Origin of the sequence: Thiothrix caldifontis, from assembly GCF_900107695.1 — a bacterium.
GTDB lineage: Bacteria > Pseudomonadota > Gammaproteobacteria > Thiotrichales > Thiotrichaceae > Thiothrix > Thiothrix caldifontis.
In genome coordinates, this window is the sequence record NZ_FNQP01000005.1 from 193,930 (window position 1) to 218,247 (window position 24,318).

The 24,318-nt window shown below is 51.1% G+C and carries 19 protein-coding genes; 4 read left to right on the forward strand and 15 right to left on the reverse strand.

The window, feature by feature from the left end; translation table 11 throughout:
- Positions 1 to 3: 3 nt before the first annotated feature.
- Complete coding sequence (locus BLV87_RS19260; RefSeq protein WP_175517852.1) at positions 4 to 225, forward strand: hypothetical protein; 222 nt, start codon at positions 4 to 6, stop codon at positions 223 to 225.
- Positions 222 to 1,250: a protein adenylyltransferase SelO family protein gene (locus tag BLV87_RS06025; protein ID WP_175517853.1), complete on the forward strand. Its 1,029-nt coding sequence runs from the start codon at positions 222 to 224 to the stop codon at positions 1,248 to 1,250. Before BLV87_RS19260 ends, BLV87_RS06025 begins: the two co-directional genes overlap by 4 nt.
- Here the strand turns inward: BLV87_RS06025 and BLV87_RS06030 are convergent.
- The 3 genes from BLV87_RS06030 to BLV87_RS06040 all read right to left on the reverse strand — a co-directional run bounded on the left by BLV87_RS06030 (position 1,227) and on the right by BLV87_RS06040 (position 5,023).
- Positions 1,227 to 2,411, reverse strand: coding sequence for a helix-turn-helix domain-containing protein (locus tag BLV87_RS06030; protein WP_093066426.1), 1,185 nt, complete (start codon positions 2,409 to 2,411; stop codon positions 1,227 to 1,229). The genes BLV87_RS06025 and BLV87_RS06030 overlap by 24 nt on opposite strands.
- A 416-nt stretch (positions 2,412 to 2,827) precedes the next feature.
- Positions 2,828 to 4,096 carry a DNA (cytosine-5-)-methyltransferase gene (dcm, locus tag BLV87_RS06035; protein ID WP_093066428.1) on the reverse strand — a complete coding sequence of 423 codons (1,269 nt, stop codon included), beginning with the start codon at positions 4,094 to 4,096 and terminating at the stop codon, positions 2,828 to 2,830.
- 117 nt (positions 4,097 to 4,213) lie between these two features.
- Entirely contained in the window at positions 4,214 to 5,023 is an 810-nt protein-coding gene (locus BLV87_RS06040; RefSeq protein ID WP_093066430.1) for a TdeIII family type II restriction endonuclease, read from the reverse strand.
- Positions 5,024 to 5,180: 157 nt separating this feature from the next.
- Between BLV87_RS06040 and BLV87_RS06045 the strand changes: the two genes are divergently transcribed.
- The gene (locus BLV87_RS06045; RefSeq protein WP_093066432.1) at positions 5,181 to 5,717 is read left to right on the forward strand and encodes a YaeQ family protein; all 537 of its coding nucleotides are present in this window, start codon (positions 5,181 to 5,183) and stop codon (positions 5,715 to 5,717) included.
- On the opposite strand, the gene BLV87_RS06050 is transcribed toward BLV87_RS06045, so the two are convergent.
- The 8 genes from BLV87_RS06050 to BLV87_RS06085 form a co-directional block, all read right to left on the reverse strand.
- Positions 5,703 to 6,230 carry a DUF4124 domain-containing protein gene (locus BLV87_RS06050; RefSeq protein ID WP_093066434.1) on the reverse strand — a complete coding sequence of 176 codons (528 nt, stop codon included), beginning with the start codon at positions 6,228 to 6,230 and terminating at the stop codon, positions 5,703 to 5,705. The two genes, BLV87_RS06045 and BLV87_RS06050, sit on opposite strands and share 15 nt — an antisense overlap.
- A gap of 114 nt (positions 6,231 to 6,344) precedes the next feature.
- Positions 6,345 to 6,893 carry a molybdopterin adenylyltransferase gene (gene mog, locus BLV87_RS06055; protein ID WP_093066436.1) on the reverse strand — a complete coding sequence of 183 codons (549 nt, stop codon included), beginning with the start codon at positions 6,891 to 6,893 and terminating at the stop codon, positions 6,345 to 6,347.
- Between the two features lie 75 nt (positions 6,894 to 6,968).
- On the reverse strand, positions 6,969 to 7,895 hold the full coding sequence (locus tag BLV87_RS06060; protein ID WP_093066438.1) for a LysR family transcriptional regulator: 927 nt from the start codon (positions 7,893 to 7,895) through the stop codon (positions 6,969 to 6,971).
- A gap of 108 nt (positions 7,896 to 8,003) precedes the next feature.
- Entirely contained in the window at positions 8,004 to 8,567 is a 564-nt protein-coding gene (locus BLV87_RS06065; RefSeq protein ID WP_093066440.1) for a hypothetical protein, read from the reverse strand.
- The gene (locus BLV87_RS06070) at positions 8,561 to 9,259 is read right to left on the reverse strand and encodes an SDR family oxidoreductase (RefSeq protein ID WP_093066442.1); all 699 of its coding nucleotides are present in this window, start codon (positions 9,257 to 9,259) and stop codon (positions 8,561 to 8,563) included. Before BLV87_RS06070 ends, BLV87_RS06065 begins: the two co-directional genes overlap by 7 nt.
- 119 nt (positions 9,260 to 9,378) lie before the next feature.
- Positions 9,379 to 9,726 (reverse strand): protease inhibitor I42 family protein, encoded by a 348-nt coding sequence (locus tag BLV87_RS06075; RefSeq protein ID WP_175517854.1) that lies wholly within the window; start codon positions 9,724 to 9,726, stop codon positions 9,379 to 9,381.
- 34 nt (positions 9,727 to 9,760) lie between these two features.
- Positions 9,761 to 10,681, reverse strand: a complete 921-nt coding sequence (locus BLV87_RS06080; RefSeq protein WP_093066446.1) for a C1 family peptidase — start codon at positions 10,679 to 10,681, stop codon at positions 9,761 to 9,763.
- Between the two features lie 78 nt (positions 10,682 to 10,759).
- The gene (locus BLV87_RS06085) at positions 10,760 to 11,938 is read right to left on the reverse strand and encodes a DUF2278 family protein (RefSeq protein ID WP_217629944.1); all 1,179 of its coding nucleotides are present in this window, start codon (positions 11,936 to 11,938) and stop codon (positions 10,760 to 10,762) included.
- Positions 11,939 to 12,220: 282 nt separating this feature from the next.
- Here BLV87_RS06085 and BLV87_RS06090 point away from each other — a divergent pair, with 282 nt between their 5' ends.
- A complete protein-coding gene (locus BLV87_RS06090; RefSeq protein WP_139282127.1) occupies positions 12,221 to 12,595 on the forward strand; it encodes a hypothetical protein in 375 nt (124 codons plus the stop codon).
- Between the two features lie 16 nt (positions 12,596 to 12,611).
- Here the strand turns inward: BLV87_RS06090 and BLV87_RS06095 are convergent, their stop codons facing one another.
- The 4 genes from BLV87_RS06095 to BLV87_RS06110 all read right to left on the reverse strand — a co-directional run bounded on the left by BLV87_RS06095 (position 12,612) and on the right by BLV87_RS06110 (position 24,247).
- The gene (locus tag BLV87_RS06095; protein ID WP_093066450.1) at positions 12,612 to 12,836 is read right to left on the reverse strand and encodes a hypothetical protein; all 225 of its coding nucleotides are present in this window, start codon (positions 12,834 to 12,836) and stop codon (positions 12,612 to 12,614) included.
- A 142-nt stretch (positions 12,837 to 12,978) separates the two neighbouring features.
- Positions 12,979 to 15,723 (reverse strand): FG-GAP repeat domain-containing protein, encoded by a 2,745-nt coding sequence (locus BLV87_RS06100; RefSeq protein WP_093066452.1) that lies wholly within the window; start codon positions 15,721 to 15,723, stop codon positions 12,979 to 12,981.
- Between the two features lie 275 nt (positions 15,724 to 15,998).
- Positions 15,999 to 19,949, reverse strand: a complete 3,951-nt coding sequence (locus BLV87_RS06105) for a hypothetical protein (protein ID WP_093066454.1) — start codon at positions 19,947 to 19,949, stop codon at positions 15,999 to 16,001.
- 2 nt (positions 19,950 to 19,951) lie between these two features.
- Positions 19,952 to 24,247 (reverse strand): hypothetical protein, encoded by a 4,296-nt coding sequence (locus BLV87_RS06110; protein WP_139282128.1) that lies wholly within the window; start codon positions 24,245 to 24,247, stop codon positions 19,952 to 19,954.
- Between the last annotated feature and the right edge of the window lie 71 nt (positions 24,248 to 24,318).

Here is a 24,318-nt window from a genome sequence, read left to right on the forward strand (position 1 = left end):
CGCATGAAAGAATGCTGGAGCGTACAACCCGGCAACAACAACGTGCCCTTGCTCTACCCATACCATTTCAATACTAGGATGCCCAAAAAGCAATTCAACGAACGCACCGCCATCACGTTGCTGGCATTGCTGAATTTACCTGCTGATGAGCGATGGCAACATGCCAGCGATCCTTCCCACCTGATCCATTTCAACGGGGTAAGGTTTCTTGGACCTTATGGATGAAACACTTAAGCGACCTCACCTTCTACAACCACTTCCATACTTTAGGCACACATTTCTACTGCGAATGCTCGCCACAAGGGTTGGAAAACCCCACCTTGGTATGCAGTAGTGCGGAAGTCTTGCAGCAGTTAGGTTTACACCCCGACGAGGCAAACACGGATTTATTCCTGCAAGTGTTCAGCGGCAATGCCTTGCTGCCCGGTATGCAACCACTGGCGCAAGATTACGCCGGACACCAGTTCGGCAACTTCAACCCGTTTTTAGGCGACGGTCGCGCCCTCTTGCTGGGGGAAGTGGCAACGCCTACGGGCATTTTGGATATTTACCTGAAAGGCTCAGGGCGCACGCCCTACGCCCGTAACGCTGATGGGCGTGCTGGCTTGCGCGAATGCCTGCATGAATTCCACATCACCGCACAACTCGCTGCCTTGAATGTGCCGACAGCGCGTTGCTTGTGCGTGGTTTCTGGCAGCCAGCAGGTGTATCGGGGTGGGTTTGAGCCGAGCGCCATATTGACACGCCTTGCCCCCAGCCATATCCGTTTCGGCACGTTCGAGAATTACTATTTCCAGAAAAACCGCGCAGCCTTGTGCCAACTGGCAGATCATGTAATTGCCTGCCATTACCCCGATTGTTTGGCAGCAGGGGAGCAGCGTTATGCGGCGTTTTTTGCTGAAGTGGTGTTGCGCACCGCACGGCTGATGGCGCATTGGCAAGCGGTGGGGTTTGTGCATGGGGTGATGAATACCGATAACCAGTCCATCCTTGGACTGACGCTGGATGTGGGCATGGGGGCTTTTACCCCGGAACGTGACCCCGCTTATGTCTGCCATCCAGAGGATGGGCATGGGCGTTACGCCTTCGGGCAGCAACCCGTGGTGGGTTTGTGGAATTGCAATGTATTGGCGCGGGCGCTTTCCCCGCTGATTGCTGCCCATGATTTGCGCACGGCGTTACAAGCGTATGAGCCGGAGTATTTACGCCATTACACGGCGCTGCTGTCAGAAAGCCCGCCGGGAGCGTGACACCAGTTCTTCCAACCGCTCGCGTACCAGTTCGCTGCCGGAGGTGCTGTGGCAGAGTTTTTCCATCAACACCGACGGGTCTTGGCAGGATTCCAGCGCCTTGCCCATCACCGCATCAATGCAATGCCGCCATTCTTCGACTTCGGGTGATTCTGATTGTGGCAAGAAACTGCCACGGTACAGCGAAAACGCTTCCTGGCTTTGCTGTTGGCGCAAGGCTTGCCAAACGTGGATAAAGTCTGCCCACACCGGAATCTGCAAACGGTACGGACGCGAGCCAATCTGCCCATCCAGCAAGCGCCGTAAATGCGACAGTTCCGCTTTCAGGGTGGTGGTCGATACCCGCGCATCACCGTAAAGTGCCGCGTGGAAACTTTCCAAGGTTAGCCCTTGCGGATTCAGTGCCAATAAGCAGAGGATTTCCACCTGCCGCATCGGCAAGTTCAGCGGTTTGCCCCGGAACAGGATACGCGGTTGCCCCAGTGCATGGATTTCGAGTTCGGCACGCGGCAAATTTTGCGGCAAGCACCGCCCAATCGAACGCGCCAATTCCGTCACCGCCGCCTGACCGAGCGGGGTATGGCGATTCCACGTCGTGGACATATCCAGAATACCCACGATTTCGCCGGATTGCGGGTGCATGATCGGCGCGGCATAGCACACCCAATCGTGTACAAACGGCAAATAATGTTCGCAGGAAAACACGGTCACGGAACGTTTGAGTTTCATGCACAAACCGACCGCATTGGTACCGACTGAATGCTCATCCCACAAACCACCCGCCGTAAAGTTGACGGATTCAGCACGCGGGCGCATGTGGCTGCTGGAAAATGTCCACAGTAACCGCCCGGTTGGGTCAGCAATGGCAGCGACCAGTTCGCCTTCTTTCGCCAGTTGCATCATCTGTTCCTGTTCGCGCTGGGCAGCCTGGCGCAACAGCGATTCCTGCCAACGGTGCGCGGCGCTGTACTCGTCTTCTGCCGGGGCATGGACTTGGCGGGGTTTGATGCATTGGGCACTGCGCTGCCACGAGGACATAATGTCTTCGCGTATATCCGTGCCTTGGATGGACGGGCTACCGGAAAGAAACCGGCTCCACTGGGTCTCGATGGCGCGTCTCCGCTGCGACAGGTTTGCTGCCGCCAGACTCACTTGCTCCATACGCCTCCTCCTGCGTTCAAGCTGTTGAACCGATGGGGAAACGGCCTCCCAACCTTTTCCCAACCTTAGTGATGTCAATATCGGCAAATAGCAGATGTTAACATGCGACCGGAGTATAAGATTATCATGCAAGTTTTAAGATGAAAAGGGATTAATTAATAAATAGGCCAAGATAAAAAACAGAAATTAATGGATTATCCGCGTTTGAAAATATTTTTCAAACGAAAAATAATCCATATTGCATTGATTATAATAGAATTAACTGCAATTAAATATCACCCACCTTATTTTAAAAAACTTATCTTTAAATAAATACCAAAGCATTATTAGGAAAAAGCTCCAACCTGCCGCGTTTTAGCATCTCAATAAAACCAAGCTGGGCGTGAACTACGCACAAAGTAAGCAAACTGTAATGGTCAAGCAAATTTCAGCTCCTGCTGCATTGGCATTCCCGCAGGCATTACTTCTTTTTCCCTGCAAAGCCGATTTAGAAAATCCACGAGTGACAAACCCAGTTCATACGCCATATTACTAGGCACGGCATTGCCAATCTGCTTGTATTGCGAAGTCAACGCCCCCTTGAATTGCCAATCATCCGGGAAGGTTTGAATGCGGGCATATTCGCGCACCGTAAACGGACGGGTTTCTTCGGGGTGGCAACGTTCAGTCTGTTTTTGAGCAGGAGCGCAGGTGAGGGTTAGGCAAGGTTCATCCCAGTGCATCCGCCGTGCCATGCCGGTTTTGCCGCCGCCAAGGTAATAACTTTGCATCATATAAGCTTTTTGCACGTCTTCCGGCAAATCACGCCAGTAACCACCGGGGGGAACTTGTGCCATTACTGCGGCTTTTTTTGCAGGGTAGCCTTGCCCAGCGGAAGTAGGAACATTGCAAGGGAACAGTTCACCCGCTTTCAACGCATCTTTGAGTGTGTAGATTTTCTGGTAAGGGCGGGGCCAGTGGAATTTGACTAAGCCTGCAAGATCATTGCGGATACCAACCAGCAACAAGCGTTCACGTTTTTGTGGGACACGGTAGAAAATGGCTTTCATAATGTGTGGTTCAAGCAGTGTGTAGCCCAGTTCGCTGATAACGGAACGGATATTTTCCAGCGTTTTGCCACCGTCATGGTTGAGCAAACCGCGCACATTTTCCGCCATGAACAGCTTGGGGTTGGTTTCTTTGATGGCGCGGGCGAACTCGAAAAACAGTGTGCCACGGGCATCTTCAAAGCCCATTTTTTTGCCTGCATAACTAAAGGCTTGGCAGGGGAAACCACCCGTTACCACGTCAATTTGGTTGTGGTAAGGCGTGAAATCTAACTTGCCAATGTCACCACATTGTACGTTCCAGCGAGGGCGGTTGGCTTTGAGGGTATCGCAGGCATTTTTGTCGATTTCATTCAGCAGCACGGTGTCTAGCCCGGCTTTTTCCAGCCCAATCGCTAAACCACCTGCCCCCGCGAACAGTTCAATGGTTTTATAGGCGTGGTCTGGGGTGATTACCGGGCGCTTGGAATCATCAAAGATGAAGCGTAATTCCTCGAATTGCCGCAATTGGTCTTTGTCGTAAAAACGGTAATTATTCATAGGGTTGCGCGTAGAGGGTAGCTTCCCGCTGTTATCCCAGCGGCGTAGCGTTTCCTTTGAGACACCCAACATATCGGCAACTTGTGCGACAGAGTACATAATTAACCTTCCACAACCTTATACATGGTTACTATTATAGGTTACATAGGGCGAACTTGGCTATAAGACAGGTAAGAAGCGTTGATTTAAGCTGATCAATGGAAAGATTGTACCGAATCAATCATGAGTGTTTAAAAGCAGATCAATCGAACTTTCCAGTTCACCCGATGCCCGCAAGTCAGTGAAGGATGTTGTAATGATTTCATAAGCATTCTCCAAACCCGAACAGAAATCCCAGAATTGGTTTTCTACCCACGCTTCATTGTCGGCCTCAAGTGGTCTGCCACCACCAATCACACCTTGCCAGAATGATTTTCCTGAATTTGGATTGTAAGGAAACACAATTCTTGCAGTGGCTGAACCCGTCGGATATTTGGAATAAAAATAGGCATACCAGTACAATACTTGCTCCATGCAACCCGTCAGTGTGGGCAAGTTAGGTTGAACCGTTTTAATATCAAAAAAGTAGTCAATTCCGTCTTTAGATAACCAGATGTCAACACCCTTGCCTCTTGGGGGAGCCTCGAAAGTTTCAATAGGTCGGTTAATGAAGTGTTGGCAAACTCTTTTGATTTCATCATGGCTGATTTTTGCATCGTACAAGCCATTGCCCCGTTTGCGATCATCAATAATGGATTGAAGCGCGTTGTTCAGGTTAGAAGGCATATTCGCAGGGCTTTGCAGGTTTGATTCAACGACCGTGAAACCATTTTCCCGCGCTAACGCTTTGGCTAAAGGTTCCCACAATGTTGTGCCTAACGATGTTTCAAGTCCACCAACAATTGAGCGGATTTTGCGCTCTTTGGGGATGATGAGATCCAAAATCTGAAATTTTGCTTTTTTCTTGAGGGATTTGGCGGCAAATTCCGTAATGCTGCTTTTAATGGTACTTTTTACTACAGTTTTTGCATTTTCTCGCGTCAACATTAATTTTCACTGCCTATCTGATCAAGTCTAACGTTACGGAATGCTAACACGCTCGCAAGCAAAATCACCACGAATAGTTCCTTTGGTTCGTACACTTCATAAGCTAATGTTAGTATGCGCACGCCCCTCCACCGCAACACAATAAACAAGGTTCACCGTGGCAATCAAACCAACCATCTACAAAGCCAGAATTGCGTTATCGGATATGGAACGCAATTACTACGATTCCCTGAATCTGACCATCGCCCAGCACCCATCCGAAACGCTGGAGCGCATGATGGTGCGTATTCTCGCCTATTGCCTCAATGCTCAGGAAGGAATTGAACTGACCAAAGGGCTGGAGGACGTGGAAGAACCGGCAGTCTGGGTTCGCACAATGGATGAGCAGATAGCCCTGTGGATTGATTTGGGTGAACCCACCCCGGAACGGGTCAAAAAGGCGACCCATCGGGCGCAAGCCGTGCGTGTTTACAGCTTTAACAGCAAGTCGGATGTCTGGTGGTCACAAAATGTGAAAAAGTTTAGCCAGTTGGATGCCGCATTTTACCGCTTCCCTGCGGAGGAGATTGAGGCACTGGCAGCATTGGTGAGCCGCACGATGGATTTGTCGATCACGATTACCGGCGATTCCGCCTATGTCGCGGGTGATAAGGGTGAGGTCGAGGTTCACTGGGATGTATTATTGCCCTTGTAACGCTGAATGCCGCAGTAGGCTAAATTTAACTGGCTCAGTGTTTTGGATAATGTTGCCTTCGGCATCATTTAATACCGCAAAGACACTGTGTTCACCGCGATCCACTTCGGTCAGTGCAAAGGAGAGTGCTGTGCCAGAGGCTACTTGCTTGGAGTCTAGGTAGAGCGACACCCCATCACCGGGTTTTAACTGTGGTTTCAGTGAGACCGTCACGTTGATATTGCCTTCATTGGCGCGGATGGCTTCATCAACGCCGGGAGAGGTGATTTTGAAGTCAGAATAGGCTTCCTCTGTTTCTTCAACGGGGGTTTCAGGCTTGGCGGTTGGTGCGGGCGTTGGGCTATCGGCTATGGTTAGCAAGGGCAAATCCACCGGTTTAGCGGCACTTTGTTTCGGTGGGGTATCGCCATACACTGTATTACCAGCAGCATCCACCCAGCGGTAAATATCAGCTTGAGCGGAAATGACGGATAAACCCAGTACTAAAAGCAGAGCAAGCAAACCTACGCGCATACAATTCCACGGTTTTGGGTGAACACTTATCTGATTCTACTGAAAATACTGCGTGGATTGGTAAGTGGTGGGATAAACGGTGGAAATGTGTGGATTGCCTTACCCCTTTGAGTTTTACCGTGGCTTCGCGTGTGCCGGACGAAAGGCTTTGCAGTGTTCCGGGTCAGATGTCAAGTAGGCAGCTTCGATCAAATCCAGGCAATACGGGATGGCAGGAAACACGGCTTGCAGGCAGTCATCAATCGCGGAGGGTTTGCCCGGTAGGTTGACGATCAGGCTACGCCCGCGAATACCGGCTGTTTGGCGTGATAGAATGGCGGTCGGTACAAACTGCAAGGAGGCAGTACGCATCAGTTCGCCAAAACCGGGCATCATTTTGCTACACACGGCTTCAGTGGCTTCCGGAGTTACATCACGTAAAGCAGGCCCTGTGCCGCCGGTGGTCACGATGAGGCTGCAACCTTCTTGATCACTGAGTTCACACAAAGCGGCTTCAATGGTGGGTTGTTCATCCGGGATTACGCGGGCAACAGCTTCCCAAGGGCTAGTGAGTACCCGGTTAAACCAAGCATGGATAGCAGGGCCACCTTTATCTTCGTATTCACCACGGCTGGCGCGATCAGAAATAGTTAAAATGCCAATGCGTGCAATGTTGGTTGTCATCGAGGAATCCTGTTTAGCGTAGAGGGAGTCATACTGAACAGGGCGTATTGTAAGGGTACGCCTGAGTGAATACGACTAGGTTTTGACGCTTTTAGCACGCTGCATGACATGGGCAACGGCTGTTTCTAACTGGGAGCGTAGCCACTGATGAGCGGAGTCGCTTTGATGGCGTGTGTGCCACAACATGAAGAGCTGCACGGGAGGGAGATTGAAAGGCGGTATTATGGCCGAAAATTCTGCTAATGCCTCGATACGCAACATGCTCGGCGCGATAGCCAGTAAATCACTGCCCCGCATAAAACTCGCCATATCCCACACATTGGGAACACGCACGGCAACTTGTTGTTCCAATTCCCGCAAGATTGGCGCTGTTATCGATCCGGCACGTTGTCCTTCTGGCAGATGCAAGCCGATATAACGTGCTTGACGAAAGTCGGCTAAGGTACGCGGCGTTTCTCGCACATTACCATCAAAAAAACAGCGGGATTGGTCGATAAATAAACGTTTGTAGAGAATATCTACCCCTTCTGGCGCGACGGGGGATAACAATACATCGGCTTTGCCTGTGCGCAATAACGCCAGCGATGGAACTTCGGCGGTGATGGTGTGCAAGGAAAACTCTTTTACCTCCGTTGCCACCTGTCTATACCATTCCGGCAACACGATGTCACGTAGGAAATGGTTCGTCCCCACCGTGAAATGCAGCACTGCCTGCTGAGGTTTGAAAACGGGCGTAGCGGTCAACTGCTGCATTTCTGACAGCACCACCCGCATTCGTTCTCCCAAGTTTTCGGCGCGTGCCGTGGCAACAATTTCTTGCCCACCGGTACGCACGAATAACGGATCTTGAAATACTGACCGCAACTTGGTAAGGCACTGACCAATGACGGTTTTCGTAATTCCCAATTTATTGGCGGCACTCGCAATCGAACCCTGTTCCAGTACGGTCAGGAAAACATGCATCGAGTGACCATCTAAGGCAAGGTAATCGTGATCTTTCATGCTAATGATGTTAGCAGCATGTTTTTATTTATAAAAATATATAAAAAAGATTTCGTAATTAGTTTTTTTGTAGTCAATAACTAACAGTCGCCAAAAAACTACCGACTATCAGAAAAATGCCAGTATGAGTAACAAAAACCCCACCACACCTAACAATAAAACAAATAACAGCGATAGCACGCCGAGTATCAGAGAGAAGGGATTTACCAATGTCCCGATGCTCAAGTAGGAGCCAATCAGTTCACGGGCTTCACCCGCAAGTGAGCCGATGCTCCACAAACTTTTCGCAGAGCTGAGGAAACCCAATTTCTGCACCTGTCCTGCACGGATACCTTGTACGGTTTCGGTTATTTCACCTTGGGCATCATCCAGCATCCGCCCGGCGATAGTGGGTAAGTCTTTCAGTTCTTCTAATGCCCACCAGAAACGCAATAAGATCAATAGCGGCAGTAACACCACGCCCGCCACGATTAATGCACTGGTTAACGATGTACCTTTGAGAAAAAACAGCCAGATAAAAATCCACGCATCCAGCCCCAATCCCAATAAAACAGCAAAGCGCACCTTGTCGGAAACGCTATCGACCAAGGGCAATAAACGCTCAAAGACCACCAGCAAGCGATGGCGTTTGTCCGCCGCTTGCGATGCCGGATTCGGTGTTTCTGCTACCACGGGATAGTGCTGCCGTCGATGTCGATCAAACGCCCTGAATCGGCAAAGGTGACGTTGGCAAGATTGTGTTTCAAGGCGGCAACCGATTCTTCGACGGATAATTCACCGTTGGGGCCGCCCATGTCTGTTCTTACCCAGCCGGGGTGTAAGGCCACCACCGCAATTCCCTTGCGTGCCAAATCATGAGCAGCGCTCTTGTTGACCATATTCAATGCCGCTTTGCTGGAGCGGTACAAGTAACTGCCACCGGAGGTGTTATCCGTAATACTGCCCATTTTACTGCTCATGTTGGCAATGATTTTACGTTCGCTGAGGGCAACGTTTGCGGCGAAGTCTTGCATCATCAGCATCGGGGTAACAACATTGATATGCAGCACGTCTAACCATTCTTTTTCCTGACACTGCCCGAAGCCTTGGCTGCTCCAACTGCCTGATACGCCTGCGCTATTGAATAAGATGTCGATGGCTTGCCCCTTGAGTTGGGCAACGAGTGCGGCACGCTGAGCCGCTTGGGTAACGTCCAGCAGGTGTAAAGTGATTTGACCGTTGGAATGCTGGGCTAATTTATTCAGATCGTGAGCATTTTCGGGTGAACGGCAGCAAGCCAAGACATGCCAGCCGTCCGCCGCATACTGGCGAACCAATTCCAGACCGATACCGCGATTCGCACCAGTAATCAAAATAGTGGGCATGTAGACATTCCTCATTGTTTTCGGGTTGTACGCATTATAGCAGTGTCGTCAAGCTGATCTAGCTTAACAATGCATTTTACGTTAACGAGGGTGGAATGCTCATGGTTTTCGATTGCTCGTTATTGCTTAATGGTAAGGTTGGCTGCAAATTGTTTCAGCGGAGCTTTATCGGGTTCAAAACTTCGCTGATAACGTAATTTAAGCAGCATTTCACCGTGGGCAATGGCTTGGAAACGCCAGGTCATCATGCTGCCACTCCCTAATGCACCACTGTTAGGTTGGAACGTTGCCTGCCCTTGTTGGGCAAGCAACACCCCACTGTCGGGGGCGAGAGTCCACATATAGCCTGTTGACGGATTGCCTTCCAGTACAACCTCCAACAGATCCCCTACTGTAAGCTGTACAGTTGAACCATGATCCGCTGCACCTAATGTGATGAGAGCAGCCGCCTTATGTGTTTCTGTCATACTTTCCATACCCTTGTTTGATGACGCAACAGAATCAGAGACCGAATTTATCTGTATCGACCCATTCCATACTCAAGAGTGACCAAAAGTCGACAGCCAGACCATTGAGGACATACTCATACGGCAACCAGCCATAACCGGCATCACCCCAACCTTCCCCCCAAGAGTTACGGATTAGGAACGCCCCGGTAGTCTCTTGTCCACTTTGGGTATTCTTGATTTTCTTATCATCATCATAGCCAACGGCGGCAATCGCGTGTCCCCATTCTGCACTTTCTTCAGCGGAAGGGTAAGGAATACCGCCCGGTGTATCACTCATGCCGAAGGACGGAAAACCGAAAAAGCCGAACATAGAAGGGATGCCAGCAGCAAGAAACAGTTTAACGGTTGCCAGCACTTTTGTTGGCGGAATGTTTTTCCCCATTGGGTCATGACAGAAGTATTTGATGGCTTCGTAATTATCCGCAATGGCATACACAAATGCGCTTGGCTCACGGTCAAAACCGTCTGGTTCAGCACCTTGTTTGTCGGTATAAGGCCAGTACTTTTCATCTGGCACACCACACAAACATAGCGCTCCCATTGTATTTCTCAACCAAGACCCGGTATCCCCGGTCACGCCCATCAGATTACGGGTGGTTTTGTATAAAAAAAGACGCGAGCCGTCGTAATGTTTGCCAAAAGCCCGGCGCTGAAAATATTCAACGATGCCCATACCTGCCTGAGCGGTACAAGAACCCAGCCTTCCTTGATCTTCCACGGGGGAACACCACTTCCGCAAATCAACGGTTGGGGGAAGCTCCGCTTTGTTGCTCAGCTTTAGTTTCTTGGTCATCTTGTTGATTTCAGCATGACCCTGCGAATAGTCCCGTAAGTCAGGCATGGGGGGCAGCCAGCCGGTGCCGACAACTTTTTGTGTACCGCTTAGCAGTACTTTAGCGTTTAATTTGGACATAATGTTTGACCTTTTTTGCTGTTTTTCTTTACAAGCTAGTTAATACTTTTTTGCACATAATCTCATTGACTCCTTACTTCAGAATACAACCAGCCAACCCTCTTCCCGTGCCTGTATTTTGGTGTAGCTGACACCATGTACTTTGAGGTTCTTGCTATCCAACAGGGTAATCAGTCCACCGGAATTGCCCAGTTTTACCCCTGCCCCCAGTTGCACGCTGATTGTCCCGTGGGCAGGCAGTCTGCCCGACAATGGGCATTTGCGCTTTTGCTGGTCGGCAATCTGCCAGCCGCTCAGGTCAATGGCTTGCGGTGAGGGGTTGAGCAACAACACAGTTTCCACTTCCGGGTCTGGCCCGGCGGGGTTCACCATCGCCGCAATGATGCGTACCTGCTTGTCTGTGATTTGGTCGTCATCCTCCTCAATCGTATGACCGGTCTGGTCATCCGTATGCCAAGACTGTGACTGGAATGCGAGAAAGACGCCAACCCATTGCCGGGTGGAAGGGAAGTGGAACAGCAACCCGCCGTCCTGCCAGACCCCATCATCCTTGCGGTAAGCGGCGTCGTTGCCTTGGTTCATGTGGATGTCATGGACGCCATTGCCGGGCTTGAAACCAAAAATTTTGTCCTTCAGATCCTGTTCTGGCCCCCAGCGTTCACCAAAGGCGAACACCTGAGCATCCTGCTCACTGATGGCTCGTGCCACCAGATGTTCGATCCGGTCGTTCAGGTCATTGCTGGGGCCAGGCAGGTTGTGGGGCAGCGTGCGCATCCCATCTTTGTCGAACAAGTTGCCGCGTACAAAATCCAGTGCTACCCCGCCCGCTTGGGAGTGAATCAGCGTGAAACCCTCTGCCAGTTCTGCCAGCCGATTCAGGATAGGGTGTTCAAAAGGGTCGGCGATGAGGTAGAGCAATTCCGGCTTGTCGCCTTTGGATTTGACGTTGACCGCCAGACGGTAGTCCACGCCTGCGCTGCGCACTTGAACCTGATAGTGGGGAGTGTCCTCACCATCCTCACGTTTCCCGCCAGTGGCTTTGCCCACTAGCACCCCGTATTGTTTCAAAGACATTGTGTTGTACCTCGCTTGGTTAGTTGATATGTCATGCAAACGGATCATGGCTTGCCATAACCCGTTCATCCCGTTGAAGTTAAGGCGCACAGTGGATTCGGCGGCTTGTACCGTACCCACGGCCTTGTCTGGGTGCAGCCCGTGGGTACGGTAAAACCTGACGATGAAACTTTGCTCTTCCACTGGGCATTTCCCACCTGTCGGATGAAAACGAATAGGGTCAGGGTACAGGAGGGTGGGCGGAGGTATTGGTAGTTTGTTGCACGGGGCTGGTAGTTTTTTGCAGGCATTTTACGCCCTGCTTCTGTATTTGCATGACGCTGGCGTTTTGCTAGTAGGTAGGTTACAGCGGAAAATGGAGCAAGGTGCAAGAGCTATGTGATGAGGGTTTAGTGACAGTTTAATCCACAGAAGAGGGGCCACCACCGCATCCGCACTCTACCGTGTCCGTTGGCAGGTTGAGTGGTGATCAAACGCCTCAAAAGTTTGCTGAATGTCGATGAGCTACGGGCGCACAAAGGCTCAAAACTGGCTGAGCTGTATCTACACGGCAAATTATTGTACGCAGCCGTGCTGGAAAAGATGACGCAAAGTCGCTTTGCCAATGCCAAACGTAAACTCGATAACCCCCGCCGACTCACCGATTGGCGACTGTGGAAAACCGTCGCGGATGACCTCAACGCAGGCATCAAAGCCTGTTTCCCTGTTGATGCCCGCTTTGAGGATGACAACATCAAGAGTTTGAGCGAACGCCCCAGAAAGCGGACGTTGCAATGTTTGCCCAGTCCGCTGCTTGCCCTGTTGAGTCAATGCCGAGAAATGGGGATGAGTCGTGTTTAATCAATGGGATAGGGGCTTAAGTTGGCGCGTATGTCATCCGGGGCAGGTCATTGAGGATGTGTATATCCACCCGTTGGGTGTATTCACGGAAACCCTCCGAGGCAGTCCGGTTCAGGTATTCACGGAATGTTTTCAGCGCTTTTCTGGAGGTTGAACCCGGGTAGCTGTCGTTGCCGTTTACCGGGTCAATATGCCAAGTGCGCTGGTTTTTCCACCCTGTTGTCTGCTGAAGTGTAGGCATTGTAATCTTTCCTCGTCGTGTTTGAATCGCACCCTAAAGCTTATCGCCAGTATTGGCAGTTAAATTTTAATAACCGACCACTTTTTAACCTATGAACTTACCAGAGGTTTGGCGAAGATATTGCTCATGCAATCGGGTTTTACTAATAAATGTTTACTTCACCCGGATTGGCCTGCTTTGTTTGTACTTTACATACAGCATCCTCAATCAAGGATAGTAAAAAATTAGCTCGCCCTAAATGCCACGACTGAAGTGTAGAAAGTGCCTTAAATCGAGCAATCAAATCATCAAGACTGGAGGATGTTGCCCCAATATCCAAGAAATTTACTTTTATTTTATCCATGCTATTTTTAACCAGATTGGTAATCTTTATGTTTCCTAGCTGCATAATTTCCGTATGTGATAAAGAAATTATGTTTTCCAAATCAGGCTGGGACTTGTTGAGATCCTGGAGAACCTTATTTATTTTTTTAGTGGCTCTTAATTCTGTTTCATTATAATCCATATAATTTTCCATGCTATCTGCCCGAGGGATAGTTAAGCTTGTTGATCGTAGCTCTGCTATATTAAACATTCTTCTTGAGCTAACCAATCCATCTATTTCCCACAAAATATCTTTTTGTTTTTGATAACACTCTCTTATTATAAGGATGTGCGTAATCATTTCTTTTCGCATATAATCGAATCCAATCTTTCCCTGATAAGGGCTTGTAGATATTCCATGCAATTTATCGGTATATTTATTAGGCTCAGTCTCTGGATTCCAGGAATAATCACCTGCTAACGTTTGCCAGCATGTTGCAAAATAACTCACATATACATTGGCGGAATTTGCCATCAAATTATCGTTATCAAGAGTAGATATTAACTTGTCAACAAACGTTTCTTGGGGGCTAACCGCACTTTGGATTCTAGATATAAAACTTTCCGTGTTATTGGTGAACTTCTTTTTTTCCGTATCGGTCAGTTTATTATATTCATCCGCATATATAAAACGATACAGGTAACAATACGAATCCTTGAGATACCAACCACCGCTGTCTAGTGTGGCAAGAACATTGACTGCTGGCCTGATAAAGAACATTAACTTGGAAAATTCAGTTCTGTCATTCCTGTATAGCCGTTGAGAAAAGCGCAGTGGAATACTGGAAATAATAACACCATTTGCCCAACTTGCAGCTAAGCGAGGTTTCGCCCACCATAATGCGAAAGCACTTGGCTTTCCTTCTTTTTTGATTATATTGGAGAAATCTGGGAAATTAGTTAATCCAGGTGTATATAGGCTGGTAGTGGCAACTGCACAATATCGCTCGCCAATAGCATTATAGGCTGTTTCCCCTCCACTACAACTTCCATCTATAACTGTCAGGTCAGCCCCCATGTTTCCCATGTTCTGAAACAAGGGCGATAATTGGGATAACAATAATTCCCCTTTATTGAATTGAATATTATGTTTCAGACTTGGGGTTTTGCTCATATCCCCAAGCTGACGCGCATTTCCTCCATGACCGGCAAGGTAAACAATAACGTTATCACCAGATTTTGCAGTCAATGATAACACCCTTAGTTTAGTAAGCCCAATATTTGCATCATCCGTGGAATGGATCATATAGCCGCGTTGTTGCAAAGTATTTTTGGTATTTAAAACAGCAGCATTCCAATCTTTATGATAAATAATTACAGCATTTGATTCACCAACTCCAAGCTCCATATCATTATCGGCAGTGTTCAATAACCAACCACCAAAACGAGTGCCATTTGGAGCCATCATTGAGGTAACAAGTGAATTTCCTGATAGATTAAGGATTCCAAGCCCCCAAGGGCTGGTAACGAGTATTTCCGTCCTTCCATCTTTATCAAAGTCAGCGGCTTTGTTGAAGCGATTGTCCTCTGTATTTATGCGCCAGCCATTAATACTAGTGCCATTAGAAACCATGACCGGTGCAGTAAAGGTATTCCCTGATAATTTCAGAATGCCAATTCCCCAAGGGCTTGCCACAAAAAGTTCAGTCTTACCATCGCCATCAAAGTCACCAGATAGACCGAAACGATTATCTGTGGTATTCAACCGCCAATTACCAAATTTCTTGCCATTCTCCGCCATTACTGGAGATTGAAGTACGCCGCTGGATAATTTTAGAATCCCAATTCCCCAGCCACTTGTAATCAAGATTTCTGCTTTACCATCGCCATCAAAATCACCAACAACCGGTATTCGATTATCCAATGAATTAAAAAGCCAACCGCCAAAGCGGGTTCCATTGGGAGCCATCATGGGGGCGCTAAGGGTGTTGCCAGACAGCTTTAGGATTCCAATTCCCCATCCGCTTGTAATCAGGATTTCATCCTTGCCGTCCCCATCGAAGTCACCGACAGCACGAATTTGATTATCTGCCGAATTAAAAAGCCAACCACCGAACCGAGTTCCATTGGGAGCCATCATGGGGGCGCTAAGGGTGTTGCCAGACAGCTTTAGGATTCCAATTCCCCAACCACTTGTTACCAGAATTTCTGCTTTACCATCTCCATCAAAATCACCGATGGCACAAATTTGATTGTCTACGGAATTGAAAAGCCACCCTCCGAACCGGGTTCCATTGGGAGCCATCATTGGCGCACTGAGGGTGTTACCAGACTGCTTTAGGATCCCAATTCCCCAGGGACTAGTAACCAACAATTCAGTTTTTCCGTCACCATCAAAATCACCCAATTTGGTAAAGTTATTATCATGAGTATTAAGTAGCCACTCACCAAAGCGGGTTCCATTGGGAGCCATCATTGGTGCGGTAAGGGTGTTGCCAGTCTGCTTCAGGAGCCCGATGCCCCAGGGACTGGATACAGGAATTTCAGCGAATCCATCGCCATCAAAATCACTTTGGTGTTTCATTGTTAACTCCTTACATATCAGTGTTGACTAGCACCCGCAGGTTGGCGGGGCGCGGAAGGTGTTGTCGTCAAGCAAAGTCCAGCCCGCGCAGTCCTCGCGCACGTAAGCATCGACTTTGGTTTCCGGCTCCCATAATTCTCCGAAAATGTAGAAGCGGTAGCCGGGCTGGTCGGTATGGAGGAAACAGGATATGGCGGAGTAACACACCTCTTGGCCGGGTTAAGTTCCCTGTATTTCTGATAGTCCATTACCTTTCTCCATTTCTGATTTTATGCTTAAATTTCAATAACATCGGTGTATACCGTGCGTATTGGAGGGCGGTTTATAGCGAGTAATGCCCCTACCTCCGCCGTCCGCAGGTCTTCCTCAAGGACTTCTTCCTCTTGTATGAGCAGGCGGAAACGCTGGCTGCCCCGTGCGGAGGGCAAACGGATTTCACCCATCCACACGCTCGCCGCCAGCGTCACATGGCTGGGGATAAGTTGGGTTGGTGTTCCGGTGGGGAGCCATGTTTGCCCCTGTGTATCTGTCAGGTCGAGCATTTCAGTTCGCACCATGACAATAGAAGCAAATGCCAGTTTCTCCGAGATGCGCCATCGGGTCGGGGCAATCGGGAATGCCCCCGATACGCTCAGATGCACCACGCAAGGGTCACGCGCATCACTCACCACGGTGGCGCTACGGTCGGGCGCAAGCTGGATAAAGTCAGCCAGTGTCACCCGTGAAAGTTCCACGCCCTGCACCGAACAGGGTTGGTAACGTGCCAGCGCCAGCCGTACAAACGGGAAATAGGTCGGGCCGGTATCCATCGGGATGTCGCAATACCACAGTTGGCGTTCCTGATCGAAACTCACCGGATGGGCAGCAACCGCGACCCTAGCGGTACTGTTGGCAAGCTCCTCCAGCGCCAAACCGCTTTCCCGCACCTTGGCGGCAGGGAAATGGTGCAAACTGGGGACAGCATAAGTCCCGTGCGCAATCCAGATCGGGTCATAGCCCCATTGGGTGACTAGCGCCGCCAAGCCATTGGGCAAAGCCAGACTCTCAGTCATATGGTTGTGGTCCAAGCGCAACGCTGGTACTGGTGCAATCACCACGCCTAGCATTTCACCATCGCCGGATGAAAACCATGGGCGGCGCAAATAGACCCGCACACTCCCACCCCGGCGCTGGCTTTTGACCACGGTGTTTGCCTCTGGAGGTTGGCTGGCAGTACCCGGCGGCGGTTTGCCATGCCAATCGGGTTCATGTGCCAGTTCCCAACCAAAAGTGGGGATAATGTAATCAACATCCGGGGCAGCAGGACGCGCCGAACTGGGGATGTCGAGGGTGACAGGCTCCAGCCCTTTTACCACCCCATCAGATACCTCATCCACAAAGCAGTCAGCAAACAAGGTGGTGGCAGTGGCGTGGTATGTCACCCGGCGGTGGCGGCTATCCCCAAACTCTTGGGTCTTGCCTGCACAAGACAGTAGGGTTTGCAGTGGTGCAGTGTTGGTCAGATAAAACGGGTTGGCAACAAATGGGTCAGCAACAAACGGGTTGGCAGCCTGCTGCCCGCTCCAATCATTGCCCGTGCCTTTGGGCATATCATCCACCCGGTCGAACCACGATGCGCCTACCTCAACCTTGCCGGTACTCGCAGCGTGGACTTGTACCTGCCCACTAAACACAACGCGGGTTTCACCGGGCATTCTGGGGGCAGGGGCAAATTGCTGGAAGCGGGGTGGTTCCAAGGGGCGTTGCACCGCATGGCTCAACACCAGTTCCCGCCAGGGGGTAAGCAGCCAATGCCCGCCACTGAGCGCCAGTTCCTGAAGTTTTGTTAGTTCCTGAGGTTTCGTTGCCTGCTCTGGGGCGGCAGCTTCCGCCAGCCAAGCCCAGATGCCCAGCAATGCCAGTGCTTGCGGCGACTCCAGCGCACTGCTGACCCGCAGCCGCAATACCGCCGCCTTGGGCAGGGAAACCGTGAGTACCCGTGTGGTTTCATCCCACGCATACGCCAGTTTGCCTTCACGCAAGGCCAGCCGGAACGGTGCTGCATGAGGCCAAACTGCCGCAGAGGATTTGATCAGCAGAGGATCCGTACTCCCCGGCAAGCCCCGGATGGCAGTAAACCGGGCTAACGGGTCAGGCAAGTACGGTACATCTGGCAACACAGGCAAATACGGCGGCTCCTGCAACTGTAACGGTGTTGGTGTTGCCCATTCGGGTAACTGCCCCTTGTCACCGCTACGCTTCTCAATCAGCTCATACCAGCTTTGACCATCCGGGGGCGTTGCCTCAAACATCCCATGCCGTTCCGCCATTTCCTGCGCCACACGCGGCGGCACAAACCAGCGGGCTGTCGTATCCGCCGTCGGCTTCAAATTATCCTCTGGCATGTGGTTATGCGAGCGGATCACCAGATGCTCCAGCGATTCCCCCGCGACATACCCCTTCAGTGGTCGGGTCGGGCTAATGACAGCCGCCATCACCGGAGCGGCAACTGGCTCATAACGACGGAACGTGATTTCTGGGAAAGCGCCTGTCAAGCTGGTTTCACCGTTGCCGCATTTCTTGCCATTTCCCGCAAGGTCAACTGCCCGCGCCCGCAACGCATACTTCCGCCCAAAACGCAGCTTTGGCAGGGAACCCCCAACCACCTCAAAACGGGTTGACAGGCGGCTTTCCAAGGGAACCTCCGGGTTGCTGTCAGTCGGTTGATGACCACCATCCTCAATCTTCTTGCCGGGTCTGCGCACTGCCAGGCTCCAGCCATCCCAGGCAAACAGGGACTCATGCAAGCGCAATTCCCCGCCTGTCTGCCCCTTTATCTCGCTGGGGCTGGTAATAGCCGCCGTGAGGGTTCCCTCCCCAATCTGGCCGGTGAGGTCTTTGTCAAAGGTGTCACTCCCTATTGGGCGCACGTCGTAAAACTCCTTGCGCTGGCAAAGCGAACGCCACGGCCCGGAACGTGGGTCTTGCGGCCCTGCCCGTAATACCCGCACATCCACTGTCACCCCTTTGGTCAGGTCTTCGGCATACAGGCACAAATCAGGGCTGGTCATCGTGTCATTCAACTGACCGTTATTCTTGATGGTTTGGGCAAAGGTTTCGGCACGCCCGGTCTGGATGACGCTGATACCGCCAGTGCGCAAAGCAGGCAAACCCATGGTTTCAAGCGTCTGCATGGCATTGCCTGATGTGTGGATTTGACCCTGCAAACGTCGGGCAGTGTCAATCAGGTTGGTGTATTTGAAACTTGCCCCGTCCACATCCACATCCGTCACGCTGAAATGGGCTTTGGACAAGTCCAGCAAGCCATCTGTGTAGGTATCTGGCGTCTTGTTGGCGGCACGGAAGTCGGCCTCAAACGCTGTCCACGGGCAAACATCGGTACTGCCAGCCCAAGCCAGCTTGAGCCTGCGTTTGGGCTGGGGGATGGAGGCAAAACCGGCAGGCAGGTCACACACCAGATCCAACACCAGCCCCAGACGCCGCAGCAAGTAAGGGTAATCATCCAGCATACTCAGCAGTTCGTGGAAATCCGGCACTGGCTTGTCTGGCTTGTCAGCGTATTTGTCGTTTTGGGGTGAAAACCGGAAAAATTCCCGCGCTTGCGCCAGATCACGGCAGATGTGTGGCGGTTTACCGGCCTTGACGAAACCCCGCGCCAGCAATTCCTCACGGATACCGTTACGCCAGCGGGGATGCTTAAAAGTATCCAAAACATCAGGATCCCCCAGATAGCCCGGTGTTTTCCACTCCAGCGTGTCACCATCACCCACTATGCTGCCACTACGCTTGCCAATGATGGCGGCAACCGCAGGCAAACGGTTGGGGCTTTCCAAACCCGCCGCTTGGACGGCTGTTTTCACATGCCCCAGAACATTGCTGACCGGGTAAGACAGGATGGGGCGGTTCCTGAAATCAGATTCCCTGAAGTCATAGCTATGGATGTTGGTGTTGGGCGGGAACAGCTTGGCCCACAAGGTGCTGTCCAGCGGTACTTTAGGGTCAAGCCGAGCCATCAATGGGGCAGCATTATCAGGAAGGTGGGCAAACCGGACAGGGAACGTTGCGGGTATATTGTCAGGCCAGCGGGTAAAACGCCCCAGCCCCGTACCCCGCCCATCTGCTGTCAGGCGTGGGGAAACCTTGATGGAAAACCGTAACTGTTGCCTTCCCCTTGGCAGGCCGTGGATACCGTCCGGCAATACAGTCCAGATGACGGTTTCTTTCATGGTTATAACTCCTCGCAGAATGCTTGCTGGTAAGAAGACCAGTCTTGTGGGGACATCAGGGCCGCAAAGCTCAAGTCCTCGGAGCCACGGGCAAATTCACGCCGCACACTCACTGTCACACTCTTGCTGAAAAAGGCGACTTCCACTTTGAGGCTGGCGCTGGCTTCACCCCAGGCAACCTTACGGTTGGTCTCATAGTTCAGGGCAAGGTAATAGCTGACACTCACGCAGGCGATGCCCAACACCTCCATCGCCCCGTTGATGCGCAGGTAGCCGCTCAATAGACTGGCCTTATCCTTGTCACTGTATTCGATATAAATACCGCCCATGATGCTGACGCCACCACTGGCGACCCCTAGGTTAAGTTGGATACTGCCCCCAAACCCCAAGGAAACTTCCACCGTTTCGATACCGTCAGGCCCCACGGCAAGTGCCACAAACCCTTCACCCGCAAACAGTGAGACTGTCACCATAAAGGGGGCGTGGCGTTCAGACAGGGCAAACCGCGCCCGCATGGCTTCGCCGGTGAACGGTAAGGTGATGCCCGCCGATAATGCAAGGTTTTGCAAGGCAAACGCGCCAACCGCAATATTGGGGATGGGCAGGCTGTAACCGGCAGTAATGCCATCCGTGTTGACATTGATGTAGGGTGGGTCAGTGAAATGACCCAAACTCGAACTGAGACACTCTTCAATTTTATTGATGAATTCCAATGCCCCCCCAAATGTGATGCCACCCTTTTCTTTCAGTGCGAGATGGATCAGGGGTTTGGAACCGGGTACGACCTGATAAATGAACTTTTCGAAGTTGATGATTAAGACACCGGCAAGGCTAATGCCAAAATGTTGTAATTCGGCAGTCATTTTGGAACTGATGTCGCTACCTGACTTAACACGGTTTTCTACCACCAAATCAAGGCGGCATTCGCCGAGGGCGGGTGGGTCGGGTAGGTTGTGAATGAAAATGCCCTTTTCTTGCAGTAGTGTATTCCATTGCAAACGATAAACGGTGTCTTGGCCTTCCTGACTTGTCACCCATTGTGGTGCAGTACCCAAATCACCGACAGTGGTTTTCAGTATATCTTTCAGCTTTACCCCACCCAGCAATTTGGCCTTCAGAACATCACTGAAATAACTGGCTGGATCAAATGTACCCACCCTTATTGTCTCTAATGAATTACTAACCGCCTCATTGATACCGACTGGGCCGATTTTGCGGGAAATGCCACCGATTTTGATATTGGGCGTTGCCAGTGCGCCGATTTTGTCTGGCTTATTGTCTTTGCCGAATGCCAAATCAAAAGCAGCGTCTGCCCTGAAAAACAACTCGCCCTTGTTATTCCCGCCAAACCCGTACTCGCTATAAGCTGCGGCATAACAAAATGGCTGGGGAGCTGTAACGCCTCCCAATTGACGCAGTACAGGCAGAACGACAGAGGCCGGGGTAAAAGCCAGTTTGCCGCTATTCAGGTAGGCCATACTGGGGTTGAATGACCGTTTGGGGTCAGTATCCCCTGTCACCGGCATATCCCCTGCATAGGCAGCCGATACCGTCAGGTGGCTCACTTCAAGCTTAGAACTGCCGGGGGCAAATGCCAATGTTTGGTTTAGGAGCGCATAGCTGTTGCGCTTTTTATCCTGATTGAATGCACCAATAATGGCGTTGACAGCACTTTTGGCAGGGCAGCTCCCCACAAAACACAGGGGAGCCATGAATTCAACGGTTTGTCCTTCCCGGTCTGTCGCCCGGATAGGAAACCGGTAGTCACTGTTGCTGAGGGTTGGCCAGAATAACTTTTCATCGCCTGGTGGGTCTATCCAAGGTGTTTGCTCTATCAGGATTTCCACCTGTTCAAACGGGAAACTGCGCCTTAATTGTTCTGCATGAGGTGCTGGAGGGCTGTTAGGGGCCGGAACCATCAGGGGTAAGGGAAATGAGCGCTTCCTTTCCCGCACCACGATGAACGTTCGTTGTATCAAGCGGGCTTCACGGTAGCCCATGGGTTTGTTGATAAACTTCCGCTCAGTGATTTTGATATAGGCGGCCTTATGCCCAAAAGGAAAGAGGTAGCCTCTGCGCACTATTTTGACAAAATGGTCACGCCCTAAGGTGGCGATGTGGTGCCATGATTCCAGATTGCTGTCGTTGGGATCGCACGTGTTCAGTCCCTCCTTCCATTCCCCTTTTAAATCCAGCCATGCTCCTAGGCTCGATAGCATTAGCTTGTTGCTATTGATTGGTAGGTCTTTCGTCGATTTTTCAACAATATCGTGCCTGTCTACTTTATTCAGGGCGGCACATGTTAGGGGCAATTCTACCGAATGGTCGGGATAGTCTTCAGCCCAGATGGCTTTGACAACAGGCGTTACGCCACGCTTGTCACGCAGACGCACATGCCACAGTTCTGTCTGGTGGGTATGTTCAATGGGGGTACGGCTACCTTCCCATATCCCATTCTGATCAGGTGACAGGAACAGGCGCACGGGTGCTTCAATTGCCGTTTCCTGTGCTGTCGGCGGCTCGAGAAGCGTTGGCGGTGCAAGGGCGGATGCTGCCAAACTGGGTGATAAACTGACAAGCGCTACCCCATGGCTGTTGGGGTCTGTCAGCCACCCCAGCAATAGTTGGGCATTCAGTGTGCAATTGCGTGTCAACCGCCATGCCAAACGGCTTGGTTCCGCTGCAACAGACGCGAGAGGCAAAGACTGGCTATCATCCATACCATCGGCATTTTCCCTCGAACACGCTTCTGCGATGCTTTGTGGTGGAAATTTGATGACGACTATCGGTTGTTGTATCGGTGCTAACTGGAGGCGTTCCAACCTTGGCAAGTCAGTACCTTGCGCCACCAGCCGGATACGACTGAAATGGAATTCCAGCCACAGCAAATCCTGATGGCGCTGGAATTTTGCAGACCAGTTGGAGGGAAATACGATTTTGGCAGGTTCTGCCCCTGTTAGCCGCACGAGGGCTATATCCTGTTCCGTCAATGTTGGCTCATGGCTGCCTAGCGCCACAATAGCGTTCGCACTGGCAGGATAGCCCATCGGTTCTGCCGTCAAATTGTCTGCCCTGACCATACTGAATTGAAGCTGATAGCGCAGCCCGTATTCCTTATTCAGCAGTAGGGCGGGATGCCCACAGCGGGTTCGGCTATCGTCCCAGCTTAGTGATAGCAGCGGATAACGTGGTTCACCTAAGCGCAGGCTGACATGGTTGCTGTGCAGCCATTGTTCATCAGTACGCAAGGTAGCCAGCATAGTATGTTCCAACACCTTGCCATCCCGGTGATAAACGGCAAAATAACCGGGGCGTAACAACGGAATTGCCCAAGGCTCGGCATTTTCTCCTTTTAAACCGCCCCCGGCTTGCAGTTCTAGGGTCGGGGCAGGTTCGTATTGGCTGATAGCGGCAACAATCCGTCCTGCATCGGCAAAGGTTGGTTCAACTGCCACATCACGGGGTGGCGCAGGTTCCCATGCTGTCACTTGCAATGCCGAGTAGACCGGATCAGAGGAGCGGGTGCGCCAACTGGCTTGCCCAATACCCTGCAAGCTCAGGTTGAACCAAGGAATCTCATAAGCATTTCCCAAGGACAATAATGTCATATGCCCATCAGTACCCTTATCCAAGGGCAGTACTTGTGGGGGCAACAGACCGAGTGTTAGGGTTTCTGCCTCCAGATGCGTTCCTAACCCGACAAAGGTTGCCGCCCCTTGCAAAGAGAATACCCAAGCAGGTGAAAAGGTTGCTTCGTTGTTATCCACCACAGACACGCCGCCAGCACCAACAGCGCATACCATCCCTGCCAGCAGCAGGTTTGATGCGGCAACCTCCTGATAGGAAAGCCATCTCTCCAGATCAACCTCTGCCTGAAATCCACCCCATAGGAAACTCAGCCACATCCGCCAGCGCCCTGCCTCCTCACTGATGGCAAGCGTCAAATTAGCGGGGATTAATGTGCCGGGGAAGCGGGCATTTTCTAGCTGGATGACTTTGCCGTCATTACTGACTGTTAAGGTTGGCGTGCCAGCAAAGCGTCCGGTATCAATATCCCATAACAGTTGATCACCTTTAAAAAACAGCAAGCGCCGCCGGTATTGCCTCAATTCAATTGCGCCAAATTTGATGATTTTGGGTCTTTCTGGGAGGGGGGTGATGTATCTGAGTGGATGGAGTACTTTCCATTCCTTCAGGCTACCGTCCGTTTGGCGCGAAACTAGGAAGTGACCTTGCCGTTCGACACTGACCGACCACTGGCTGGCAATGGAATCCATCCTGAAAGCGTGATCTGACACTGTATGCCCCCTTGCCGTGAATAAAACATTGTCTTCACGGTAAACCACCCAAGGGGGCAGCCATTAGGATT